The organism is Streptomyces sp. NRRL S-920, from assembly GCF_000717945.1.
Classification (GTDB): domain Bacteria; phylum Actinomycetota; class Actinomycetes; order Streptomycetales; family Streptomycetaceae; genus Streptomyces; species Streptomyces alboniger.
Window position 1 is genome coordinate 207,730 of the sequence record NZ_JODF01000002.1, and the last position, 22,206, is coordinate 229,935.

The following is a 22,206-nucleotide window of genomic DNA, read 5'->3' on the forward strand; positions in this document are numbered from 1 at the left end:
GTCGCTCGGTACGCCCGCGCCGGTTGTCGCTCGGTACACCCGCGATGGGCCCGCATGAAAAAGGCGCCACGGGGATCCGCAGCGCCATCGACAGACCCATCAGACCATTAACCCACCACCCGGCTCAACCGAAGCCCTTTGGGGTGGGCCAATGGCCTAGTGAACGCGCCCCTGGCGTCGGTGGCGGCAGGCCAACGGATCACGCGGCAGGAGCCTCCGTCTCGCGGGTGGTCTTCGTCCAGGCGGTCCGGCCGCGCAGCATGCGGAAGAGGGCGCGCCAGGCGCAGAGGAAGGAGAGGTAGTTCATGAGGACGAAGGAGTGGCCGAGGAGGAGGGCTCTGGCCGGGCCCACCTCCTTGTCGCGGCGCAGATAGGTGAAGGACGTGGCGAGCGCGGGCGCGAAGGTGAGGAGGTACCAGGCGAGGAGGTTGGCCGGCCACTTGAGCCAGGTGGTGTTGAGGGCCGCGGCCCGTCTGCCGCGCAGGACCAGGACGTTGGGGCTGCGGAGGAACCAGATGAGGCAGTACTGGAAGAGCAGGGACCAGGGGAGGTCGAGGATCCAGGGGACGAGGAGGTAGGCGGCCATCTCCAGGGCGGCGAGGTGGCGCATGCGGGGCGCCCGCCAGATCTCGCCCATGCGGGTGATCGCGGTCATGTGGCCCTGGTACCAGCGGGTGCGCTGGCGGATGAGGCGCCGCAGGTCGCTCACCCCTTGCTGGTCCACGGAGGCGTGGGCGGTGGTGCGCAGCCGCCAGCCGCGTACGGCCAGGCTGATGGCCAGGTCCAGGTCCTCGGTCAGCGACTGGGACCACGGGCGCTCGCCCAGGGCGTCCAGCGCGGTCAGGCGGGTGAACTGGCCGTTTCCGCCGAGGCTGACGGTGGAGGTGAGGTTGCGGCCGAACTGGGTGACGGCGGCCATTGCCCAGAACTGGTAGTCCTGGAACCAGGTCAGGAAGTTGCCGCGGCGGTTGCGGATGCGTACGCCCAGTTGTACGCCGCCGACCCGGGCGTCGTCGAAGAGCGGCAGGATGTGCCGCAGCGCCCGGTCGGAGAGGCGGCCGTCGGCGTCCATGACGCAGACGATCGTCTCCGCGGGGTCCTGGCCGCGGGCCGCGACGCGCTCGCGGATCAGCCGGATGCCGTGGTTGAGCGCCTCGCCCTTGCCCTGCCGGGCGTCGGGAGGCTCTCGGCGCAGCACCGTCGCCTCCCCCTCCCGGCCGGCCGCCCGCGCCTCCTCCCCCGCCTGCCGGGCGGCCTCGCCGGTGGCGTCGTCCGAGCCGTCGTCGATCACCACGACGGTGGTACGGGGTCCGAGCAGCCCGGTGACGGTCGTACCGATCACCGACTCCTCGTTGAGGCAGGGGACCAGGACGTAGAGGTGGCGGCGGTCGCGTCGGCCCGCGTGCGGGCTGCCGTAGGCGGTGTCGCCCTGGACCCGTAACGCGGCTTTCTGGCGCCGCAGTTCGAGCAGCCCGGCGCCCATGGCGAGGGCCAGGTAGCCCGCGGACAGGCCGATGACGGTGTAGCCGATGGTGTCAACGGCCTTGAGCAGAGCGCGTCTCACCGATGGACCTCCCCCTTCCGCCGCTGCCGGTGTCCCGGCGCCCGCACCTGCCGGCGTCCCGGTGCCGGCACCTGCCGATGTCCCCCTGTCGGCACCGCCACGGGAACGGCAGGCAGGGGCTCCGCACGGGCGGGCGGCAGCGGTTCGTTACCGGTCTCCCGGGCCGGTGCCGGGCGTCCCGTTCCGGTCAGCCGGCGCTGGGTCTCCCGCCCCAGGACGAAGCCGACGGGCACCACCGACGCGCCGATCAGCGCCAGCAGGGCGCCCCTGCCGGGCCTCGTACCGCCCATGGCACGGGCCGCCGCCATGCCGCCCACCAGCGGCCAGGTGAATCCCGTGTACATCGTGCGGCGGCACCTCCGGGCAGCAGGGGGCACGTCAAGTGCAAAGCGTGGGAGCCGGTTCACTCTCGCTCAGAAAACCGCCGGTGACCAGACCCCGATGCGGAGCGAATACGACAGCGGCAGTTGGATTCACGCCGACTCCGGGGGAACCGGACTGCGTTATCCGCCAGGCGCAGCAGGGAATTTCCGCTCGGGAAATGCGCATGCGGCTCCGATCCGGCCATTCGCCCGGGAACCGCCATTGCACGACGCACGCACGGGGAGTTAGCTTCAGCAGCGGCCCTCGCCCCGACCCCGCGAGAGGCCGGTATCCCTTTCAACTTCCGCGCCCATTCCCGATCTTCCGCACTGCTAAGTGACGGGCGGTGATCCAGTGCGCCACCATTCCCTGCGCGACGCCATCGAAATAGTGTTCTAATTTCCGGCGCGACGGATGGAGATAAGAGAGCGTTGAATGTCCGACAGCGCATCGCAATGGTCGTGGGCACCCGCCCGGAAGCCGTCAAACTCGCGCCGGTGGCCCAGGAGTTGAGTCGGCAGGACTGGGCGGAGCCGATCGTGGTGACCACCGGGCAGCACGGCGAGGTGGTCCGCGAAACCCTCGCCTGCTTCGGGCTGCGCGCCCAGGCCGAACTGGCCCTGCCGCCCGGCGGCACCTCGGTCACCGACCTGACCGCCGGGCTGCTGAGCGGGCTCGGCAGCCAGCTGCGGTCCTCGGCCGCCGACGCGGTGATGGTGCAGGGAGACACCTCATCGGCGCTGGCCGGGGCCATGGCCGGGTTCTTCGCCCACCTTCCCGTCGTCCACGTGGAGGCGGGGCTGCGCTCGGGGGACCTGCGCAGTCCGTTCCCCGAGGAAGCCCACCGCCGGATGATCGCCGAGCTGAGCGATCTCCATCTGGCGCCCACCCACACCGCCCACCGGAACCTGCTCGCCGAGAGCATGGCACCGGATCGGATCGTGGTGACCGGAAATACCGTCATCGACGCGGTGATCGCGGCGAGTCGGCGGCCCGTCAAGGGCCGAGATCCGCTGGTGCGCGGAATCGAGCTGTCCGGGGCGCCGCTCGTTCTGGTCACCGCGCACCGCAGGGAGAACTGGGGGGAACCCATCCGCCGGATCGGCAGGGCCGTGGCCGATATCGGCCGTCGATATCCGGAAGTGGTGTTCGTGGTGGCCGCCCACATGAACCCCTCCGTCCGGTCCGCCCTTGAGCATTCATTGCGCGGGCTGCCCAATGTCCACCTGCCCGGGCCGATTCCGTACGGCTCCTTCGCCCGGTTACTGGCACGTTCGGCGCTCGCCATTACCGACTCCGGCGGGATACAGGAAGAGGCGGCCGCGTTCGGTGTTCCTGTTCTGGTGACCCGCGATCACACCGAACGTACCGAAGGGATTGATTCCGGTCTGGCCAGACTGGTGGGCACCGAGGAATCCGAGATCGTGGCGGCCGCGGAAAAGGAATTCGCTCGGGAGGGCGTTCTTTCGGGCGGCGCCATTCGGCCACGCACCCCGTCGCGCGGAAATCCGTACGGCGACGGGCGGGCCGCGGCCCGCTGCGCGGCGGCCTGCGGCTGGCTGCTCGGCGCCCGGCCCCGGCCCGACGACCTTCCGACGGACACCGAGGAGCAGCTGTGAGCACACCTCAGCAGATGGCGGACGGAACGATCGCGACGGTGGCGGGCACCGGCCGGGCCGAGTCCGCGGGCGACGGCGGGCCCGCGGTCGGCGCCCGCGTCGACATGCCCTTCGGCACCATCACGGCCCTCGACGATCAGGATCTTGCCGCCGTCCTCGACGCGGGTGGAGAGGTTCCCGGTGCCGGAAGGATCAGTGCCGGCCGCCTCGCGCCGACGCCCATCACGGCACGCGTCACGTAGCAGACGAGGAGCGCCAGTCATGGCCATCCCGATGTCCCTTTCCGCGCACGTCCTCCGATCTCAGACAGGAGTGCTCTCATGACCACCTCCACCAGCACCGGAACCGGTCCGCAGCCCGCGGGCCTGATGGAAGGCGCCATAGCGACGGTCGCGGGCAACGGCGTGGCCGGGTTCATGTCCGACGGGGGGCCGGGGGCGCTGACCCGGCTCTACCACCCGATGGGGGTGGCCGTGGACAAGAACGGCAACCTCTTCATCGCCGACCGCTACAACCACCGCATCCGCAAGGTCACCCCCAACGGCACCATCACCACCGTCGCGGGCGACGGCACCGCCGGATACATCTCCGACGGCGGACCCGCGGTCGCCACCCGGCTCCACTACCCCGCTGACGTGGCGGTGGACGACGCGGGCAACCTCTTCATCGCGGACACCAACAACCACCGCGTCCGCAAGGTCACCCCCAACGGCAACATCACCACCGTGGCCGGCAACGGCGAGGCCGGATACATCTCCGACGGCGGGCCCGCCATCGCCACCCGGCTCCACTACCCGCACGCGCTGACCGTGGACCGCGGCGGAAACCTCTTCATCGCCGACCACCACAACCACCGCGTCCGCAAGGTCACCCCCAACGGCAACATCACGACCGTGGCGGGCAACGGCACCGCCGGATACGTCTCCGACGGCGGACCGGCGATCTCGACACAGCTCTACCACCCCATGGGGCTGGCCGTGGACGCCGAAGGCAATCTGTACATCGCCGACCGCTACAACCACCGCGTCCGCAAGGTCACCCCCAACGGCATCATCACCACGGTGGCGGGCAACGGCACCGCCGGATACGTCTCCGACGGCGGACCGGCGATCGGCACCCGGCTCCACTACCCCTGGGGGCTGGCGCTCGACGAGGCCGGCAGCCTCTACATCGGCGACGGGCACAACCACCGTGTCCGCAGGGTCACTTCGGACGGCATCATCACCACCGTGGCGGGCAACGGCACCGCCGGGTACGTGGACGACGGCGGCCCCGCGGCGGGCACCCGCCTCTACCACCCCTGGGGGATAGCGCTGGACCGGGCCGGCAACCTCTACATCGCCGACAGCCACAACCACCGGGTCCGGGGCGTCACGGCCGTCGCCCAGATGACCCCGCCGCCCCCGCCCTCCGCCGACCTGCACGGCGAGGTCGTCAGCCCCTACCGGGTGCAGCGCGGCCAGGAGTTCGACCTCGGCGCCCGGATCCGCAACCGCGGCCCCAACTCCGCCGACGGACGGTACGTGACCGTCGTACTGAACCTGGCCGACGGCCTGACCGGCGGCCCCGGCACCTCGGGCCGACGGCTCACCCGCACCTTCACCGGGCAGCAGTTGGTGGCCCACCAGGGCGCGCTGGACGGGGTGTTCCGGGTCAGCGCACCGGAGAGCACCCCGCCGGGCACGTACACCTCCACGCTGGAGATCCAGTACGGCGGCGACCTGAACCTGAAGGACAACGCCTTCGTCCTCCCCGTGACCGTCGTCGTGCCGGCCTCCGTGGCGGACGAGACGGCACTGACGATCTTCCAGGACACCATCCCGGACGTCGCGCCGGGCCAGTCCACCGCCTTCAACCTGAAGTACACCGCGCCCGCGGGCCAGCCGGTCAACCCCGGCACGATCACCCAGCGCTTCACCGCACCGAGCGGTTTCGTCTTCACCGGCCAGCCCACGTACGCGTACTACGAGACCATCCACGGAGTCATCTCCGGGAATCTCAGCCACCGCATCGAGGACAGCGGCCGCACCCTGCTCATCACGGCCAACCCGCACCTCAACACCACCACCAGCGACACCGGTTCGGTGATCTACACCATCCCGGTCCAGGCCAGGGCCGACGCCGCCCCCGGGCGGTACGACAACGGCTCGGCCAGTGTCGGCAGGCACACCCCCGTCCAGCTCTCCGGAAGGATCACCGGCAGCGCGCAGAACGAGACCGCGCTGCGCGTGGTGCAGGAGTCGGTCCCCGAAGCCGCGCCGGGCCAGACCACCACGTTCAACCTGGAGATCCGCTCGCTCAACAACCAGCCGGTCAACCCCGGCACCATCGAGCAGCGCTTCACCGCCCCCACCGGCTTCGCCTTCACCGGCGGCGCCTCCTACGGCTACTACTTCGTCACCCCGTACGTGACGGGAAACCTCGAAACCCAGCTGGAGGACGGCGGCAGGACGCTCGTGGTGTCGTCCAACCCGCACCTCAACACCGGGACCACCGACAAGACCGCGCTGATCTACACCCTCGGCATCCGCGCACTGCCCGACGCCGAACCCGGCACCCGGCCGAGCGACGGACAGGCGGTCATCGGACGGCTGACGCCCGTACCGCTGAGCGCCCACGTCCGGTGAGGTGACGTCGTGGCGGCCGTCCCGGTGTTGGCCGGGACGGCCGCCGCTCCCCCATTTCCCCCTTCCCCCGTGTTCCCCCGTGATCCCCCGTGTTCCCCCGTGTCCCCCGTGTCTGTGGTCGCGTCGTGCGACGTCGTGTGAGCGTCAGGGCTTGGCCGCGTCGGCCGCCTCGCAGTGGTAGAGGCTCGGCGAGCGACGGTCGCCGTCGTCACCAGCGCCACGGCCGCCGTACACACGCGGATCGACCTCCGCGCAGGCCGACCTGACCCAGGAGCCGATCCTCGACCTCTTCGCGCCCTCCTCGGTGACCAGCGCGAACCTGACGTCACCGGCGGCTACGAGTTCCTGGTACTCGGCGAGAGGCAGGACGTCGCCGCCGTGCATGGCGGCGACGGGCAGGACGGGCACCGCCTCGGCGTAGATGTACGGGGCCGCGAGCATCGTCTTCTCCGCGGACATGGTGTACTCGGCGTCGCCGTTGTGTTTCTGGACGTAGGCGAGGAGCCTGCCTTCCTCGGCGGTCAGCGAGGTGCGCGTCTGGTGGGTCGTGGTCACAAGTCCCGCGCCCCTACCGGCACCCGTGCCCGTACCGGCGCCGTCACCCGCGCCGCTCGCACCGCCCGCATCGTCCGGACTGCCGATGACCCTCCCGGGCCCCGCCCCCTCCCCCGCGCCGGGGGGCGGGCCCGCCGACGCGTCGAACGCGGACCCCGCGTACCGCTCGTTCAGCACGGACAGGGACCACGCCGTCGGCGCGGCGAACATGGCCGCGCACCCGGCGAGCAGCCCGATGAGCCCGGCCCGGCGGAGGTTGCCCCGCGGGAAGCCGAGGGCCAGGACGGCGATGAGCGTGGCCACCACGAGCGAGGGGATGAGCCAGGGCGCGAAGCTCGTGTAGTCGTAGGCCAGATACATCGTCCAGCAGGCTTCGGTGGCGATGACCGCGGGCAGCACCCAGGACTTTCGGCCACCGGGCGAGGCTCGGTACGCGCGCCACAGGGCGACGGTCCCGGCGGCGGACAGGGCGGCGAGCGGGGGCGCGAGGACGGCCAGGTAGGCGGTGTGGAAGAGGTTGCTGATGGCGCTGAGCACGAAGGCCGCGGTGACCAGCCATATGCCCCACATCAGAAAGCCCGCGCGGGCCGGATGGGTGCGGGCCGCCCCTCGGTACTTCGCCGACCCCATGGCGAGGGCGATCACGGCGAGCGGATACAGCCAGCCGATCTGGGGTGCCAAAGGCTCGCGCACCAGCTTGAGCCAGAGGGCGGCCTCGGAGAGCTTCGGAGGCTCACGGGTGCCGTCGGAGGGCGCGCCGGACGGTTGGGCCGTGGACGGCTGCCGTCCGGCGCCTCCCTTCTCGTCGGCGCCCCCCTTCTCCTGGCCGCTCCCGGGCTGCCCCGGCCCGCTGCTCGCGGGCGGGGCCGTCGGCGCGCTCCCCGCACCGTTCTTGTCGCCGGCGTCACCGGCGTTCGCGCGTCCGTCGTCCGGCAGCGGGCGGCCGGACGCGGGCGCGCCGCCTTCGATCAGTCCGGCGTGCAGACGGTTGAAGCCGTTGTAGCCGAAGACCATCGCGACGGCGCTGTTGTTGGTCGAGCCGTCCACGTAGGGCCGGTCGTCCTTGGGAGTGAAGGTCAGCAGGGCCACCCACGACAGCGACACCGCGAGGAGCACCACGCCCGCCGCCGCGAGGCTGCCAAGGCGCCGCCCGAGTCGCGCCGGGGCCGCCACGAGGTAGCCGACGAAGAAGGCGGGGACGACGATCCAGGCCTCCATCATCTTCATCTGGAAGCCGAGGCCGATCCACACGGCGCTCAGCAGCAGCGGCCGGAGCCGGGCGGTGCCGACCGCCTTCTGGTACTGGTCGGCGGCCAGCACGAGGCACATGATGAGCGAGCCGTCCATCATCGCGTGGCCGAACATCGAGGCCGCGACGGGCGTGACCGTCAGCAGGCCCGCGGCGAGCAGCCCGGCGGCGGGCCCCTGCCAGCGGCGCACCACCCGGTACATCACCAGCACGGAGACCACGCCCATGACGCACTGCGGCAGGGTCAGGGCCCAGTCGTGGAAGCCGAGGACCCGCGCCGCCAGGGCCTGCGGCCACAGGAAGCCGCCGATCTTGTCCATGGTGAGGGTCGCCGCCGGGTCGACGGTGGTGAACAGGAACGCCTTCCAGCTCTCGGACATGCTGCGGGCGGCCAGCGAGTAGTAAGGGGCGAGCCCGCTGCTGGTGATGTTCCAGGTGTAGAGCAGGGCCGCGAGGGCGGCGATCCCGAGGAGTCCGGGCCGCGCCCAACGCGGCTGGTCGGGCGGCGAGCGCCAGAACCGCCCCCGGCGCGGCGGTGGCGGGGCGACCGAGGGCGCAGTCGTGCTCGACGTGCTGGTCAAAGACGTCATGGTCGCAGCTGGCTCCTTGTTCCCGGACGTGGCCACGGACGTGGCCGCCAAGTGGTCGACGTCTCGCTTCTACCGGTGCGGCGTTGTCCGGCGCCGGGGGCCGGGCACCGGACAACAAGCGCCGGACAACGCTCCGGGAGCCGGACGGCTCGCACCTGCCGGGTCAGCCCGTGCAGGCCCGGCGGGGCGACTGCTGGTAGGGATCGTGCAGATACCGGGCGCGTTCCTGCGGACTGAGGTCCCTGCGCAGGGAGCGGCAGATCCTGCTGATCGCCTCGTCCGCGCTGAGGAGGACGTTCCACAGCCGCAGCGCGCCGTCGTCGCCGCCGCTGGCGACGGTGCGGCCGTCCGGGCTGAACGCCACCGTCCGCACCGGGCCCGCGTGGCCGGGCAGCACGGCCTTCTGCATGCTGGTGGTGGCGTCCCACAGGCGTACGGTCCCTTCGCGACCGCTGCTGGCCACCGTGCGGCCGTCGGGGCTGAAGTCCACCGTCTCGGCGCCGCGCCTGACTCCGGTCAGCTCGCCGCGGGCCCGTCCCGACCGCGCGTCCCACAGCCGCACGATGCCGTCGTCGCTGCCGCCGGCCACGGTGTACCCGGCCGGGGCGAACGCCACCGAGCGGATGGGGGAGCCGCCCCCGCCGCGGACGCGCCGGGCCCTGCCGGTGTCCGTGTCCCACAGACGCAGGGTCCCGTCGATCCCCCCGCTGGCGAGAATGCGCCCGTCGGGGCTGAACGCGACGGATTCCACGCCTCCTTGATGGCCCGTCAGTACGTGCCGCCGTCTGCCCGTTGCGGTGTCCCGCAGCCGTACGGTCCCGTCGCCGCCCGCGCCTGCGACGGTGCGGCCGTCCGGGGAGAACGCGACGGACCGCACACCGCCCCGATGGCCGGTCAGCACGGCCTGCTGCTCGCCGGTGGCGGTGTCCCACAGCCGTACGGTCCCGTCCTGGCCCGCACTGGCGACCGTGCCGCCGTCCGGGCCGAACGCCACCGACCGCACGGGCCCCTCGTGACCGTCGAGTGTGGCGCGCGGCCTGCCGGTCGCCGCGTCCCGCAGCCGTACCGTGCCGTCGTCCCCGCCGCTCGCGACCCTGCGGCCGTCCGGGCTGAACGCCACCGAGTTCACCGCCCCCCGGGGCCCGGACACCGTGATGCGCGCCTTGCCGGTGGCCACGGCCCACAGCCGGACGGTCCCGTCGCGGCGGCCGCCGATGATCGTGCTGCCGTCCCGGCTGAACGCCACGGACCGCACGCCGCCCCCCGGCCCGCTCAGCACGGCACGCCGCGCCCCGCTCGCCGTGTCCCACAGCCGTACGGTCCCGTCGCGGCCGCCGCTGACGACCGTGCGCCCGTCGGGGCTGAACGCCACCGACTCGACGTCACGGCCGTGTCCGGTCAGCGTGAGGCCGTCCTCGCCGGTCGTCCGGTTCCACAGTTTCACCGAGCCGTCGTGTCCCGCGGTGGCGACGGTGCGGCCGTCCGGGCTGAACGCCACCGATCTCACCGCCCCCTCGTGCCCGTCGAGCGCGGTGCGTGTCCCGCCGGTGCTGGTGTTCCAGAGCCGTACGCCTCCGTCCTCGCCCCCGCCGGCGACCGTGCCGCCGTCCGGGCTGAACGCGACCGAGAGCACCGGGCCCTGATGCCCCCTCAGCGGCTTGCGCAGTTCGCCGGTCACGGTGTTCCAGAGGCGTACCGTGCCGTCGCGTCCGCCGCTCGCCACCGTGCGGCCGTCCGGGCTGAACGCCACCGACCGCACCGTGCCCTGATGCTCCGCCAGCAGGGCTCGCTGTTCGCCGGTTCGCGTGCCCCACAGCCGTACGGTCCCGTCCTGGCCGCCGCTCACCAGCGTGCGTCCGTCGGGGCTCAACGCCACCGAGTGCACCGCCCCCTTGTGTCCCTCCAGTGTGGTGCGCGCGCTGCCGGTGGCCGCGTTCCACAGCCGTACCGTGCCGTCCTGGCCGCCGCTCGCCACCGTGCGGCCGTCCGAGCTGATGGCCACCGACCCCACTTCCCCCTTGTGGCCGGTGAGCCGCTGCTGGAGCGGGCGCGAGGCCGCGGCCAGGAGACTGGTGGTGGCCTCGGCGGTGGGGCGGATGCGGTAGGCGTAGACGGCCAGGAGCGAGGCCAGGTCGGACTCGTCGGCGAGGAGGACGGACGCCTGGGCGGCGAGCTGCCGCGACAGGGCGCTGCGCTGTTCGGTGACGGCCTCGCGCCGGTGGCTCTCGCTGGTCCGGTCCTGGTCCCAGGCGATCAGGCCCGCCACGAGCGCGATGACCAGCAGCACGGACAGGGTGACGGTGAGCCGGCGCAGGCGCCGCGTGGTGCGGACCGCGGCGCGCCGCTCGCGGTCGCGGGCCGCGGTGCTCGCGGCCAGGAAGTCCCGCTCCAGTGCGGTCAGGGCGCCGTCGGGCGTGGCCGCGTACTCCTCGGCCGCCGCCAGCCGTGTGCCGCGGTACAGCGCCCCCGGGTCGCGGCCCTCGCGGTCCCAGGCGGTGGCCGCCTCGCTCAGCCTCTGGTGCAGCAGCAGTCCCGCCCGGTCCTCGTCGATCCAGTGCCGCAGTCGCGGCCAGGCGTGCAGCAGCGCCTCGTGGGTGAGTTCGACGGTGTCGGTGTCCAGCGTGATCAGGCGGGCGCGAGCCAGCGCGTCGACGACCGTCCCGATACCGGCCCGGTCCTCGTCGAGGGAGTCCAGGTCGGCGCGGGGCAGGCGGCGTCCGGTGGCATCCGCGTCCTCGCCGATCGCGACGAGGCGCAGCAGGACGGCGCGGGCCAGGCGGCGCTGTTCGCCGGTGAGCCCGGCGTGGACCGCCTCGGCCGTCTGGGCGAGGGCGTGCCGGATGCCGCCCGCGGCCTCGTACCCGGACAGGGTGAGGGCGCTGCCGCGGCGGCGGCGCCAGGTCTCGCGCAGCGCGTGGGAGACCAGCGGCAGCACCGTGGCCCTGCCGGTGGCGTCGGCGATCACGCGGGCGAGGAGCGCCCCCTCCACGGTGCAGTCCGCGCGGGCGGCGGGCCGGCTGATCGCCCGGCGCAGTTCGTCGGTGGTCATCGGCCCCACGAGCAACTGGGCGTCGCGCAGCGCCTCGACGAGGTCGGGGTACTGGGCGCAGCGCGCGTAGAAATCGGCCCGCACGCCGAGGACGACGCGCGTCCGGCTGTTGGCCGCTTGGGCCGCGGTGAGCAGGGCGGTGATGAACCGGGTGCGTTCCGCGGCGTCGGCGCAGAGGGTGAACACCTCCTCGAACTGGTCGACGACCAGGAGGAGTTCGGCGCCGGGCGGCCGCTCGGCCAGCGCTTTGAGCACGGTCAGGTGCAGGGCCCGGGGGTCCGCCGCCAGCTCGCGGCGCAGGGCGGTGGCCGTGTCCGCGCCGACGGCGGCGAGCCGGGCGGCGCACTCCTCCAGGGGGTGGGCGCCGGGCGCGAACAGGACGGTGGTCCACTCGGCGTGGGGACCTTCGTGCAGGCGCGGGAGCAGGCCCGCCCGCAGCAGCGAGGACTTTCCCGCCCCCGAGGCGCCGAACACGGCGAGGAAGTGGCGCTCGCGGACCCGGCGGACCAGGTCGTCGGTCAGCTGTTCCCGCCCGAAGAACCAGGCGGCGTCCTCCGGCTGGAACGCGGCGAGCCCCACGTAGGGTCCGCGCCGCTCACCGTCACCGGCGACGGGGGCCTCGTCGGGTGCCTCGGCGGCGGCGAGCCGGGCGCTGAGCGCGTGCCAGCGCGCCTCCCAGGCGCTCGTGTCCCCGCCGCAGGCCCGCACATAGGCGAGGGTGACCGGCAGGCTCGGCAGTCTGCGGCCGCCCGCCGCGTCGGCCAGCGTCGTCGACGAGTAGTGGGCGGCGCGCGCGAGCTGCCGGTACGGCGGGCCGCCCGCCTTCTCCCGCAGCTTGCGCAGGTCGGCCGCGAACGCGGTCAGCTCGCCCCCGTCGTCCTCCAGCGGTCGCTCTCCGCGCGGCACAGCTACCACCCCCGGCCCACCATGGCTCCGAACGTCATTGTCCGCGCCGGTCCGCGGGGCCCGCGCCACCTGATCCGGACAACGGTCGAGGCGATTTCTGCGAGGTTGCCGCTCGATATGGGGGTAGACAGTGTTACTCGGCGGTGAGGTGATGAAGCGATGAGAGGAGACGCCATGGCATCGGACGGGGCTGGGGCCGAGGAGGAGGGTGAGCGCCTGCTCGACGGGCTGCGGGTGGACGAGGCCCGGCCGGAGCGTCCGGTGCTGCTCGACGAGCAGGGCGAGCCGTTGCGGACCTGGCAGGAGAACTACCCCTACCGGGAGAAGATGCGGCGGAAGACCTACGAGCGCCGGAAGCGTTTCCTCCAGATCGAGCTGCTGAAGTTGCAGAAGACGGTCCGCGAGCAGGGGCAGCGCATCGTGGTCGTCTGCGAGGGGCGGGACGCCGCGGGCAAGGGCGGCACCATCAAGCGCTTCACCGAACGCCTCAACCCGCGAGGCGCTCGCGTCGTGGCCCTGGACAAGCCCACCGAGCGCGAGGCGGGCCAGTGGTACTTCCAGCGTTACGTGGCGCAGCTCCCGTCGGCCGGGGAGATCGTCTTCTTCGACCGCTCCTGGTACAACCGCGCCGGCGTCGAGCCCGTGATGGGCTTCTGCACCCCGCAGGAGCACCGGCAGTTCCTCCAGCAGGCCCCGCTGTTCGAGAAGATGCTCACCGACGACGGGATCGTGCTGATCAAGTTCTGGCTCTCCGTCTCGCAGGCGGAGCAGCGTACGCGCTTCGCGATCCGTCAGGTGGATCCCGTACGGCAGTGGAAGCTGTCCCCGACGGACCTGGCCTCGCTCGACCTCTGGGACGCGTACACCAAGGCCAAGGTGGAGATGTTCCGGGCGACGGACACGGTTCACGCCCCGTGGTCGGTGATCAAGTTCAACGACAAGCGCCGGGGGCGTCTTGAGGCGATCCGGCACCTGTTGCTGCGTATGGACTACGAGGCGAAGGACAAGGACGCCGTGGGCGAGGCGGATCCGCTGATCATCGGCCCGGCCGACACGCTTCTGGAAGCGGGTGAGGACCCCACGGACCTGTCCCCCAGCAGGATCGCCCACTACGAGCAGGGGCCGGGCCAGCATCCCTGACGCGCCGCTCGGCCCCGGCGCGCGTCACGGCGCGTGCGCCGGGATCCGGCGGTGGACGTCCTCCAGCAGGTTCCGCATGGCCGCGCGGAAGATCTCGGCCTGGTGGTCGCCGGTGAAGGAGGTGTGGCCGAAGACTTCGAGGACCACGAGGCCGTGCAGATGTCCCCACGCACTCAGGAGCAGCGTGGTCGCGGCCGGCGGCAGCTCCCCCAGGCCGTCCGGGGGCAGCTGTTCCAGGTGTGCCCGGAGCGCGGGCGACAGCGCGGGGGTGTCGGCCTCGGCGAGCTGCGCCGTGGTGAACCCGGCGAACATCTCGCGTTCGAAGATCGCGCTCATCCGGCGCATGGCCCGGGTCGTCGGGCCGTCGGCGGGCGCCTCGTACTCCCGCAGCGGCGTGCCGTAGAGGAGCTGGAAGTGCTCGGGGCGGGCGATGGCCCATCGGCGGTAGCCCTCGGCCGCGACGACCAGGCGCGGCACGTCCGCGCCGTCCGCAGCGGTGTCGACGGCTGCCTGCACGGCGTCGGCCAGGTCGCCGTACGCCTTGGTGATGAGAGCCGTGACGAGGGCGTCCCGGTTCGGGAAGTAGTGGTAGAGGGCCTGGACGGTCATGCCGAGGCTGCGGGCGACGGCGCGCAGGGACAGAGCCGGGGGCCCGTGTGCGGTGATGTGCAGCTCGGCGGCGTCCAGGATCTCCTGAGTGGCTGCGGCCCTTCGGCGCTGGCGCAGGGTGGGCGGGGCGGCGGCTTCTCGGTCGGCGAGCATGCGGCGACGGTACGACGGTAACGCCCGCACCGCCAGGGTCAGTTGCCTGCCGTGAAGAAAATCTGACACTGCCAGATCTTCCGTGTCCTCACTAGCGTCACTCGCGGCGGCGAAGCGTGCGACCCCCGTTTCATCCGCCTTCATCCGTAGGAAACGCGGGGACACCAAAGGAGAACGTGCGTGTTTGAACGCATAGCCGAACTGGCGATCCGCCGGTCCCGGCTGGTACTCGTCATAGCCGTCGTGGCCGTGGCCCTCATGGGCGCCCTGGGCGCCGGCGCGTTCGGGAAGTTGCTCGGCGGCGGTTTCGACGATCCGTCCTCCCAGTCGTCGCGGGCCAGGGAGGTCATCGACGAGAAGTTCGGCGGCGAGACCAACCTGGTGCTGCTGGTCCGTCCCTCCGAGGGCCGCGTCGACGGTCCCGAAGCCGAACGGAACGGCCGGGCCCTGGTGGCCGAGCTGAAGGAGGAGCGGGACCTCGACAACGTGGTCTCGTACTGGGACACGAACAGTCCCGGCCTGCGCTCCAAGGACGGCCGCGAGGCCCTCGTCCTCGCCCGGGTGAAGGGACACGACACGGAGCGGCAGGAGAACGCCAAGGGCGTCATCGACGTCTACGCCGGTACGTACAAGGACGCGCTCACGGTGAAGGCCGGTGGCAGCGCCGGCGTGAGCTACGAGATGGGGCCGCAGACCGGCGAGGACCTCGTCCTCGCGGAGTCCATCGCCATACCGCTCGTCCTGCTGCTGCTCCTGGTCGTCTTCGGCACGGTGGTCTCCGCGCTGCTGCCACTGGCCATCGCGCTCATCGCCATCGTGGGGGTGTTCGCCGAGCTGTACCTCGTCGGCAGCGTCACCGACGTGTCCGTCTTCGCGGTCAATCTGACCACGGCCCTCGGTCTGGGCCTCGGCGTCGACTACGCCCTGCTGATGGTCAGCCGGTTCCGGGAGCAGCTCGCGGCGGGGGTGGGCGTGGAGGACGCCGTCCGCGCGACGATGAGCACCGCGGGGCGTACGGTCGCGTTCTCCGCCGCGACCGTGGCCGCCGCGCTCGCGGCGCTCATGGTGTTCCCGCAGTACTTCCTGCGCTCGTTCGGCTACTCCGGGGTGGGTGTCGTCGTCATCGCGGCCCTCGCCACCCTGTTCGTGGTGCCGGCGCTGCTCAACGTCCTCGGCCACCGGGTCAACCGCGGCCGGATGCCGTGGGCGAGGCCGGGGCGCTCCGGATCCGGGGCGTCCTGGTGGGGGCGTCTTGCCAGGACCGTCATGCGCCGGCCCGCGCTCACCGCGCTGCCCGTGCTCGCGGTGCTGGTCGCGGCGGCGAGCCCGCTGCTCGGCATCACCTTCGGCACGGCGGACGAACGCGTGCTGCCCGAGGGCGCCGAGAGCCGCCAGGTCTCGGTGTCGCTGCGGGAGAACTTCGACGGCAACGACGCCGCGGCCCTGCGCGTCGTCATCGACGAGTCCGTGGACAGGGCCCCCTTGGAGGCGTACGCGGCCGGGCTGTCCCGGCTCGACGGCGTCGCCCGCGTCGAGGCCAGTACGGGGGTCTACACCGACGGACGGGCCGCGGCGGCCGGTCCCGGCAACGCGGCGCTCGGCCGCCCCGGCGCGCAGCAGCTCAACGTGGTGAGCGCGCTGACGCCGAAGTCGGACGCGGCCAAGGAGCTGGTCGAGGAGGTCAGGTCGGCCGCCCCGCCCTCGGGGACCGAACCGCTGGTGGGCGGCGGCGACGCCGAACTGGTCGATTCCAACGACTCGATCGGCGGCAGGCTCCCGCTCGCCGTGGGCCTGATCGTGGTCACCACCTTCCTGCTGCTCTTCCTGTTCACCGGCAGCGTCGTCCAGCCGCTGCGCGCGCTGGCCCTCAACGCGGTCAGCCTGGGAGCGACCGTCGGCGTCATGACCTGGATCTTCCAGGACGGCCATCTCTCCGGTCTGCTCGGCTTCACGCCGCAGCCGATGGAGACGTCGATGACCGTGCTGATGTTCTGCGTCGCCTTCGGCCTCTCGATGGACTACGAGGTGTTCGTCACCAGCCGGATCAAGGAGCTGCACGAGCTGGGCGAGGACAACGAGTCGGCCGTGGTGAACGGTCTCGGGCACACCGGGCGCGTCGTCAGCGCGGCGGCGGCGCTGATCGCGGTGAGCTTCTTCGCGTTCGGGACGGCCGAGATCAGCTTCATGCAGCTGTTCGGCCTGGGCAGCGGCCTCGCCATCCTCATCGACGCCATCGCCGTACGCGGTGTCCTCGTCCCCGCGTCGATGCGGCTGCTCGGCCGCTCGGCCTGGTACGCGCCCGGTTTCCTGCGCGCGTTCCACGGGCGCTTCGGCCTCTCGGAGGCCTGACCGGAGGCCTGACCGGGTGTCAGGCGTCCTGCGGGTACCAGCGCAGCTCCACGGTGTTGCCGTCGGGGTCCCGCACGTAGAGGGAGAGGGCGGTGCCCCGGGCGCCGAAACGCTCGCCGGGGCCGTCCAGGACCGTGAAGACGCCGGAGTCGATGACCTGCTGCCAGTCGAGCGGCTCGACCGCCAGGCAGATGTGGTCGACGTTGGAGCCCGCCGGCTGCCCTTCGGGGGCCGCGACGAGGTCGATGATGGTGGTGGGGCTGATGCGCACGGACGGGAAGGGGGCCTTGCCGGCCCGCCACTCCTCGACGCGCACCGGCTCAAGGCCCAACGGGCCGGTGTAGAAGGCGAGCGAGCGCTCGATGTCGGCGACGTTCAGGACGAGGTGGTCGAAGGCGAGCACACGCATGGTCTCTCCGCGGGTCGCGGCGCCTGGGCGCCGGGGGTGTACGACGGTCTCGCCGTCGCGCTTCGGCTGCGCCCCATGATCGCCGAGCGGAGATCCATCGGTCCACCACGTGGTTACGGATGCAGCGCCGCCCAGGTGTTGGGCCCGACGAACCCGTCCGCGCTCAGGCCGACGCTCTGCTGGAAGTTCTTGACCGCGGCCAGGGTGGCGTCGCCGAAGATCTTGTCCATGGTGACGCTCTTGTAGCCGTAGACCTTGTTCAGGACGCACTGGAGGTGCCCGACGGCGTCGTTCGCGTGGCCCTTGCCCAGTTCCGGGTGGGTTCCGGTGTACGGGCAGTGGCGCCACTCCCCGTTGGTGGCCTGCTGGACGCGCACGTCGTCCGCGGCCCCGTCCAGTGCCACGGCGGGTCCCGCCAGCAGCGCGCAGCCGAGCAGCGCGGCGGCGAGCGTACGGACGCGGTCGCGTCGGTTGGGTCGTGACGTCACGGTGAACTCTCCCGAACGGTGTGGTGGGGTATGCGGATCAGAACCACGGGCAGCGGGGCAGCCCGGGGTAGGGGTGCTTCTGGGTCTCCACGACCCTGGCCGGCACCATGCCCCAGCCCTTGATGCCGGGCAGGCTGACGACCTCGTCGCCCTGCGTGTAGTACCAGACCTTGTTTCCGTCGGGCGCGGGGTCGCCCTCGGTCCAGCACACGAACCAGCTCGGCGTGTACTTGAGGCGGCCGGTGACCGGCGCGTTGAAGGCGGGGCGGCCGAACGTGTCGGAGATCAGGTTGTCGCAGTACAGATCGAGGCTGAAGACGTTGCCCAGGGTGTCCCTGTGCGGCTGGTTCTGCCGCAGCGAGCAGGTCGCCGACGCCTCGGCCGCACCGGCGCGGGGCGCTGCCTGGCTCGCCTGTGCGGCCGGCACCGGCCCGGCGGCCAGCGTCAGACAGAGCGCGGCTCCCGCGAGGGCGGCGCGGCGCTTTCGGGGGTGCTGTGCGAGTGCGGGGCTCATGCGCGTACTCCAGAGAACGGCACTGGTCCTCACGACCAAGTGCACTGCTTCAGGCCCGGCACCGGATGCGTGGCCGAGGCGAGTTCGGCGGCCGGGAGGTACCCCCAGCCCTTCGCGGTCCTGGCACCGGAGACCGTGTCGCCCTGCGTGTAGTACCAGATGTCCCCTCCCTGGTACGGGCTGCCGCGCTTCCAGCACACGAACCAGCTGGGAGAGAAGGCGATCTGGCCGTTGACGGAACTCTCGGTCGTGGACTGCACCCGGACCGAGCCGGTGTTGTGCGGGCAGACCACGTCCCCGAGGAAGTGCATCCCGGTCCAGTCGGTGTGCCGTGCGTCGGCGCGCGCCTGGCAGCCCGCTGTGGTGGCGGACCTCGTGGCGGCGGTGGCCTGCGAGGCCGGTGGGACGGCCAGGGCCGCGGCGCAGGCGACGGCGCCCGCGAGGGCGGCCCGCAGGCCTCGCCCGCCCCGGCGGCGGCACGCGCCGGGCGTGTTCCCGTTCCGGTCGGGTGCGTGGTGTGCGACGGCCATGTCAGCTGCCTCCTGGCGGCTTGGTTCCGTGTCGTCGCGATCCTCGCCGGGAGCGCTGACGTGCCCCTGACGCCGCCGTGATCGGCGTACGCCGCACGGGACAGTGCGGGTCGCACGAGTACGCGCCTTTTGGCCACCGCCGTACGTCCTCTCCCCGGCGGTGACCGCGCGTGCCATGGTGGCGGCCGTGGCGGACGGCGTAGGGATGAGGAGCGTACGCAATGCGCACAACGGTCTTGCCCGGCGAGGGGAACAGCGGGGAGCCGACCGGGGACGGCATGCCGACGCACCGCCTGGAGGTGCCGATGCCCAACGCGCTGCCGTTCGCCATCGGCACGTTCGACGCCTTCGGTCCGATGGCGCGCGCGCCGTTCCCGCACCGGCACACCTTCCACGAGATCGTCCACGTCACCGGCGGCACCGGCAGGCACGTCGTCGACCTCACGGGCTTCACGCTGCGCCCGCCCAACCTGTGTTTCATCGCCCCCGGGCAGGTCCACCACTGGGAGGGAGTGACCGGCCTGGAGGGTCATGTCGTCCTCTTCACCGACGACTTCCTCCTGGACCACCCCGCCGACCGCGCCCTTCTGCGGGGGCTCGCGCGGCGCTCCTGGCTCGAACTGTCCGACGAGGCGGCGGAGTGGACCGCTCGCCTCGTCGCCGAACTGGACAGCGAGTACCGCACGGGTGCCGCGGGGTTTCCGGGTGTGCTGCGGGCCCTGCTGCACGTCCTGGTGGTGCGGGCGGCGCGGCAGCCCGCACCGCAGCCCGCGGTCCTGCCGCCGCCCTCGCGGCCCGGTTCGGTGGCCGCGGAGTTCGTGGCGCTGCTCGGCACTCCCGAGGGCGCGCCGCACTCGGTGCGGACGTGCGCGGAGCACCTGGGCGTCTCGGTCAGCTATCTCAGCGAGGCCGTGAAGGCGTCCACGGGCCGTACGCCCGGCGAACTGATCCGGCAGGCCCGGGTGCACGAGGCCAAACGCCTGCTGCTGCGCACGGAGTTGTCGGTGCGTCAGATCGCGGGGCGGGTCGGGTTCGGGGACCCGGCGTACTTCTGCCGCTTCTTCCGCCGCGAGACCGGCGCGAGTCCCGGGGACTTCCGGCGCGGCACCGGCGATATTCACCACGACCACCGGGTCCAGTCCATCGCCCGGCCCCGCTCCCCCGCATAGCTTCTTAGCCGATCCGGAATCCACCCCGCCCTTTTGGAGGAGCGATGGACGACAAGACCGGCAAGGGACCCAGCCGCAAGACGGTTCTGAGAGCCGCGGCCGCGGTCGGCATGGCCGTTCCCGTGAGCCTCATGGGGGTGCCCGCCCTGGCCCGCACCGCGGGCGAGCGGGGCGAGGCACCGGTGCTGACGCCGTCGTGCGACGACGGCGACGATCCGACGCCGCCGCAGACGGAGGGCCCCTACTTCAAGCCCAACTCCCCGCGGCGCACCTCGCTCATCCAGCCGGGGACGCCGGGGATGAGGCTGACCGTCACCGGGTACGTCTTCGGTCGCGCCTGCCGGGCGATACCCCAGGTCCTCCTGGACTTCTGGCAGGCCGACACCTATGGGACGTACGACAACGTCGGGTTCCGCTTCCGCGGGCACCAGTACACGGACGCGTCCGGCGCGTTCAGGCTCACCACGGTCGTACCGGGCCTCTACCCCGGCCGCACCCGCCATCTGCACGTCAAGGTGCAGGCCCCGGGCCGCCCGGTGCTCACGACACAGCTGTACTTCCCCGGTGAGCCGCGCAACAACACGGACCCGATCTTCGACTCCCGGCTGCTGATGAACGTACGTACCGTCGGAAACGCGAAGGAGGCAGACTTCGACTTCGTCCTCAACGTGCCGCAGTGATCGGGCGGTTGCGCAGCGTGCCGCACCGGGCGCCGTACAACCGTCGGGGATGGTCGCAGGTCGTCTGAGAGGCACAGCCGATCTTTGACCAAGGGAAGTCATATGCCGCGCAGCAGTCGCACAGTCCGTCTCACCATGCCGCTGATAGCCGCGTCGCTGCTGGTGGGCGGCGGTCTCTCGGCCCTCACCCTCGGGCAGGCAAGCGCCCGGGCCGCCGCCCCCGCGACCTCGCCGGCCGCATCGGGCCGCGTCGGCGACGCGGCGAAGGCGACGGACGACTTCAACGGCGACGGCTACGGCGACCTGGTCGTCGGCGCCCCCGGCGGCACGGTCTCCGGCAAGGCCAAGGCCGGGTACGTAGTGGTGACATACGGGTCGAAGAACGGCCTCGGCCCGGCCCGCAAGAAGGTCGTCAGCCGTTCCACCAGCGGCGTGCCCGGCGCGGCCACGGCGAAGGAGGAGTTCGGTGGGACGTTCACCAAGGGCGACCTCGACCGCGACGGTTTCGCGGACCTGGTCATCGGTGTGAGCGGCAGGAGCGCGTCGGAGGGCTCGGTGATCCTGTGGGGTTCCGCCTCCGGTCTGACCGGCGGCACCAGGATCGCTACCTTCGGCCGGTCCCCGCAGGCGGGGGACTTCGACGGCGACGGCACGACCGACCTCGCCCTGTTCGCCGGGGTGGAGTCCTACGGCGACGACCCGGTCGGCCAGCAGGCCCGCCTGTGGAAGGGCCCTCTCCAGCGCACCGGCACGCCCGCCAAGACCCTCGACTTCATGGACAGGTCGGAGTGGTGGGACTACGGCAGCCGTCGCCCGGATCCCACCTGCGCCGACCGGGACTGCGTCGACGGCCCCAGGAGCCTGTCGGGGCCGTCCTCGCCGCAGGCCGTCGGTGACCTCAACGGCGACAGCTACGACGACCTCGCCATGGTCCGTTACAGCGGCGACGGCGAGGCGTCCAACGGCGTCCTGTACGGCTCGCCCACCGGTTTCACGAGGGGCGACGCGCCGGGCGCGGGCGGCGACATGGCTGTCGGTGACATCAACGGCGACGGTTACGACGACCTGGCGCTCGGAAACGTCTACAGGTCGACGGTCAGGGTCGCCTACGGCTCGGCGAGCGGCCTCAAGGACGACACCCAGGTGATCAACCAGGACCTGCCGGGCGTTCCCGGCGCCGAGGAGAGCGGGGACGCCTTCGGCGCCTCGGTGGCCGTCGGCGATGTGACGGGCGACGGATACGCCGACCTCGCCGTGGGTGTCACGGGTGAGGACGTGGGCTCCGTCGCCGACGCGGGCGCGGTCGTCCTGGTGCACGGCAGCGCCGACGGCGTGACCGGGGCCGGGGCGCAGGTCTTCCACCAGAACACGGCGGGTGTTCCCGGCGTCGCCGAGAAGGACGACACCTTCGGGTCGGCCACCGCGCTGCTCGACGTCACCGGCGACGGCCACCGCGACCTCGCCGTTTCCTCCGTCCGGGAGAACGCGCAGGCCGGCGCGCTCTGGTCGCTGCGCGGCACGGCCACGGGCGTGACCGCCACCGGCTCGGCCGCCTTCGGCCCCAAGGACGTCGCGGCCCCCGCCGCGGCGGCACTCTTCGGCAGCGAGCTGCGCTAGTACCAGGCGCGGGCCCGGTCCGAGAC

General features: G+C 72.3%; 16 protein-coding genes and 1 pseudogene. 8 read left to right on the forward strand and 9 right to left on the reverse strand.

All coding sequences use genetic code 11. The annotated features are described in order from the left end of the window. Positions 1-199 precede the first annotated feature (199 nt). Both IG54_RS0102445 and IG54_RS41785 read right to left on the reverse strand, forming a co-directional pair. Positions 200-1,564, reverse strand: a complete 1,365-nt coding sequence (locus tag IG54_RS0102445; protein WP_030776670.1) for a glycosyltransferase family 2 protein — start codon at positions 1,562-1,564, stop codon at positions 200-202. Then, complete coding sequence (locus IG54_RS41785) at positions 1,561-1,908, reverse strand: hypothetical protein (protein ID WP_030776673.1); 348 nt, start codon at positions 1,906-1,908, stop codon at positions 1,561-1,563. The genes IG54_RS0102445 and IG54_RS41785 overlap by 4 nt, the downstream gene beginning before the upstream one ends. Positions 1,909-2,358: 450 nt before the next feature. Here IG54_RS41785 and wecB point away from each other — a divergent pair, with 450 nt between their 5' ends. From wecB to IG54_RS0102470, 3 genes are all read left to right on the forward strand, one after another. Next, complete coding sequence (gene wecB / locus IG54_RS0102455; protein WP_158708775.1) at positions 2,359-3,546, forward strand: non-hydrolyzing UDP-N-acetylglucosamine 2-epimerase; 1,188 nt, start codon at positions 2,359-2,361, stop codon at positions 3,544-3,546. Beyond that, a complete protein-coding gene (locus IG54_RS0102460) occupies positions 3,543-3,788 on the forward strand; it encodes a hypothetical protein (RefSeq protein ID WP_158708776.1) in 246 nt (81 codons plus the stop codon). The genes wecB and IG54_RS0102460 overlap by 4 nt, the downstream gene beginning before the upstream one ends. A gap of 78 nt (positions 3,789-3,866) precedes the next feature. After that, positions 3,867-6,173, forward strand: a complete 2,307-nt coding sequence (locus tag IG54_RS0102470; RefSeq protein WP_078593622.1) for an NHL repeat-containing protein — start codon at positions 3,867-3,869, stop codon at positions 6,171-6,173. A 144-nt stretch (positions 6,174-6,317) separates the two neighbouring features. Here IG54_RS0102470 and IG54_RS42445 read toward each other — a convergent pair whose 3' ends face one another. Together IG54_RS42445 and IG54_RS0102480 are read right to left on the reverse strand one after the other, a co-directional pair. Further along, positions 6,318-8,567 (reverse strand): ArnT family glycosyltransferase, encoded by a 2,250-nt coding sequence (locus IG54_RS42445; RefSeq protein WP_078593624.1) that lies wholly within the window; start codon positions 8,565-8,567, stop codon positions 6,318-6,320. Between the two features lie 163 nt (positions 8,568-8,730). Then, complete coding sequence (locus IG54_RS0102480; RefSeq protein ID WP_063756178.1) at positions 8,731-12,522, reverse strand: WD40 repeat domain-containing protein; 3,792 nt, start codon at positions 12,520-12,522, stop codon at positions 8,731-8,733. A 174-nt stretch (positions 12,523-12,696) separates the two neighbouring features. Between IG54_RS0102480 and ppk2 the strand changes: the two genes are divergently transcribed. Further along, positions 12,697-13,662, forward strand: coding sequence for a polyphosphate kinase 2 (gene ppk2 / locus IG54_RS0102485; protein ID WP_030776697.1), 966 nt, complete (start codon positions 12,697-12,699; stop codon positions 13,660-13,662). A gap of 24 nt (positions 13,663-13,686) precedes the next feature. Here the strand turns inward: ppk2 and IG54_RS0102490 are convergent, their stop codons facing one another. Further along, positions 13,687-14,424, reverse strand: coding sequence for a TetR/AcrR family transcriptional regulator (locus IG54_RS0102490; protein WP_030776699.1), 738 nt, complete (start codon positions 14,422-14,424; stop codon positions 13,687-13,689). A gap of 180 nt (positions 14,425-14,604) precedes the next feature. Here IG54_RS0102490 and IG54_RS0102495 point away from each other — a divergent pair, with 180 nt between their 5' ends. Next, the gene (locus IG54_RS0102495) at positions 14,605-16,773 is read left to right on the forward strand and encodes an MMPL family transporter (RefSeq protein ID WP_030776701.1); all 2,169 of its coding nucleotides are present in this window, start codon (positions 14,605-14,607) and stop codon (positions 16,771-16,773) included. A gap of 19 nt (positions 16,774-16,792) precedes the next feature. Here IG54_RS0102495 and IG54_RS0102500 read toward each other — a convergent pair whose 3' ends face one another. From IG54_RS0102500 to IG54_RS0102515, 4 genes are all read right to left on the reverse strand, one after another. After that, positions 16,793-17,182: a VOC family protein gene (locus IG54_RS0102500; protein WP_030776704.1), complete on the reverse strand. Its 390-nt coding sequence runs from the start codon at positions 17,180-17,182 to the stop codon at positions 16,793-16,795. 113 nt (positions 17,183-17,295) lie between these two features. After that, complete coding sequence (locus IG54_RS39050) at positions 17,296-17,670, reverse strand: peptidoglycan-binding domain-containing protein (RefSeq protein ID WP_051819213.1); 375 nt, start codon at positions 17,668-17,670, stop codon at positions 17,296-17,298. 37 nt (positions 17,671-17,707) lie between these two features. Further along, positions 17,708-18,184: a hypothetical protein gene (locus IG54_RS0102510; RefSeq protein WP_030776709.1), complete on the reverse strand. Its 477-nt coding sequence runs from the start codon at positions 18,182-18,184 to the stop codon at positions 17,708-17,710. Between the two features lie 29 nt (positions 18,185-18,213). After that, entirely contained in the window at positions 18,214-18,714 is a 501-nt protein-coding gene (locus IG54_RS0102515) for a hypothetical protein (RefSeq protein ID WP_030776712.1), read from the reverse strand. Positions 18,715-18,935: 221 nt separating this feature from the next. Between IG54_RS0102515 and IG54_RS0102520 the strand changes: the two genes are divergently transcribed. The 3 genes and pseudogenes from IG54_RS0102520 to IG54_RS0102530 all read left to right on the forward strand — a co-directional run bounded on the left by IG54_RS0102520 (position 18,936) and on the right by IG54_RS0102530 (position 22,180). Beyond that, positions 18,936-19,883, forward strand: a complete 948-nt coding sequence (locus tag IG54_RS0102520) for a helix-turn-helix transcriptional regulator (protein ID WP_030776715.1) — start codon at positions 18,936-18,938, stop codon at positions 19,881-19,883. A gap of 44 nt (positions 19,884-19,927) precedes the next feature. Then, positions 19,928-20,560, forward strand: a pseudogene (locus IG54_RS0102525) (dioxygenase); the annotation flags it as partial. A 105-nt stretch (positions 20,561-20,665) separates the two neighbouring features. After that, positions 20,666-22,180, forward strand: a complete 1,515-nt coding sequence (locus tag IG54_RS0102530; RefSeq protein ID WP_030776720.1) for an FG-GAP-like repeat-containing protein — start codon at positions 20,666-20,668, stop codon at positions 22,178-22,180. Positions 22,181-22,206: the final 26 nt, after the last annotated feature.

Coding starts and splice junctions, on each gene's coding strand:
- IG54_RS0102520 (WP_030776715.1), top strand. CDS start 18,936: ATGCGCACAACGGTCTTGCCCGGCGAGGGGAACAGCGGGGAGCCGACC.
- IG54_RS0102500 (WP_030776704.1), bottom strand. CDS start 17,182: ATGCGTGTGCTCGCCTTCGACCACCTCGTCCTGAACGTCGCCGACATC.
- IG54_RS0102470 (WP_078593622.1), top strand. CDS start 3,867: ATGACCACCTCCACCAGCACCGGAACCGGTCCGCAGCCCGCGGGCCTG.
- IG54_RS0102515 (WP_030776712.1), bottom strand. CDS start 18,714: ATGGCCGTCGCACACCACGCACCCGACCGGAACGGGAACACGCCCGGC.
- IG54_RS0102490 (WP_030776699.1), bottom strand. CDS start 14,424: ATGCTCGCCGACCGAGAAGCCGCCGCCCCGCCCACCCTGCGCCAGCGC.
- ppk2 (WP_030776697.1), top strand. CDS start 12,697: ATGGCATCGGACGGGGCTGGGGCCGAGGAGGAGGGTGAGCGCCTGCTC.
- IG54_RS42445 (WP_078593624.1), bottom strand. CDS start 8,567: ATGACGTCTTTGACCAGCACGTCGAGCACGACTGCGCCCTCGGTCGCC.
- IG54_RS0102530 (WP_030776720.1), top strand. CDS start 20,666: ATGCCGCGCAGCAGTCGCACAGTCCGTCTCACCATGCCGCTGATAGCC.
- IG54_RS41785 (WP_030776673.1), bottom strand. CDS start 1,908: ATGTACACGGGATTCACCTGGCCGCTGGTGGGCGGCATGGCGGCGGCC.
- IG54_RS0102510 (WP_030776709.1), bottom strand. CDS start 18,184: ATGAGCCCCGCACTCGCACAGCACCCCCGAAAGCGCCGCGCCGCCCTC.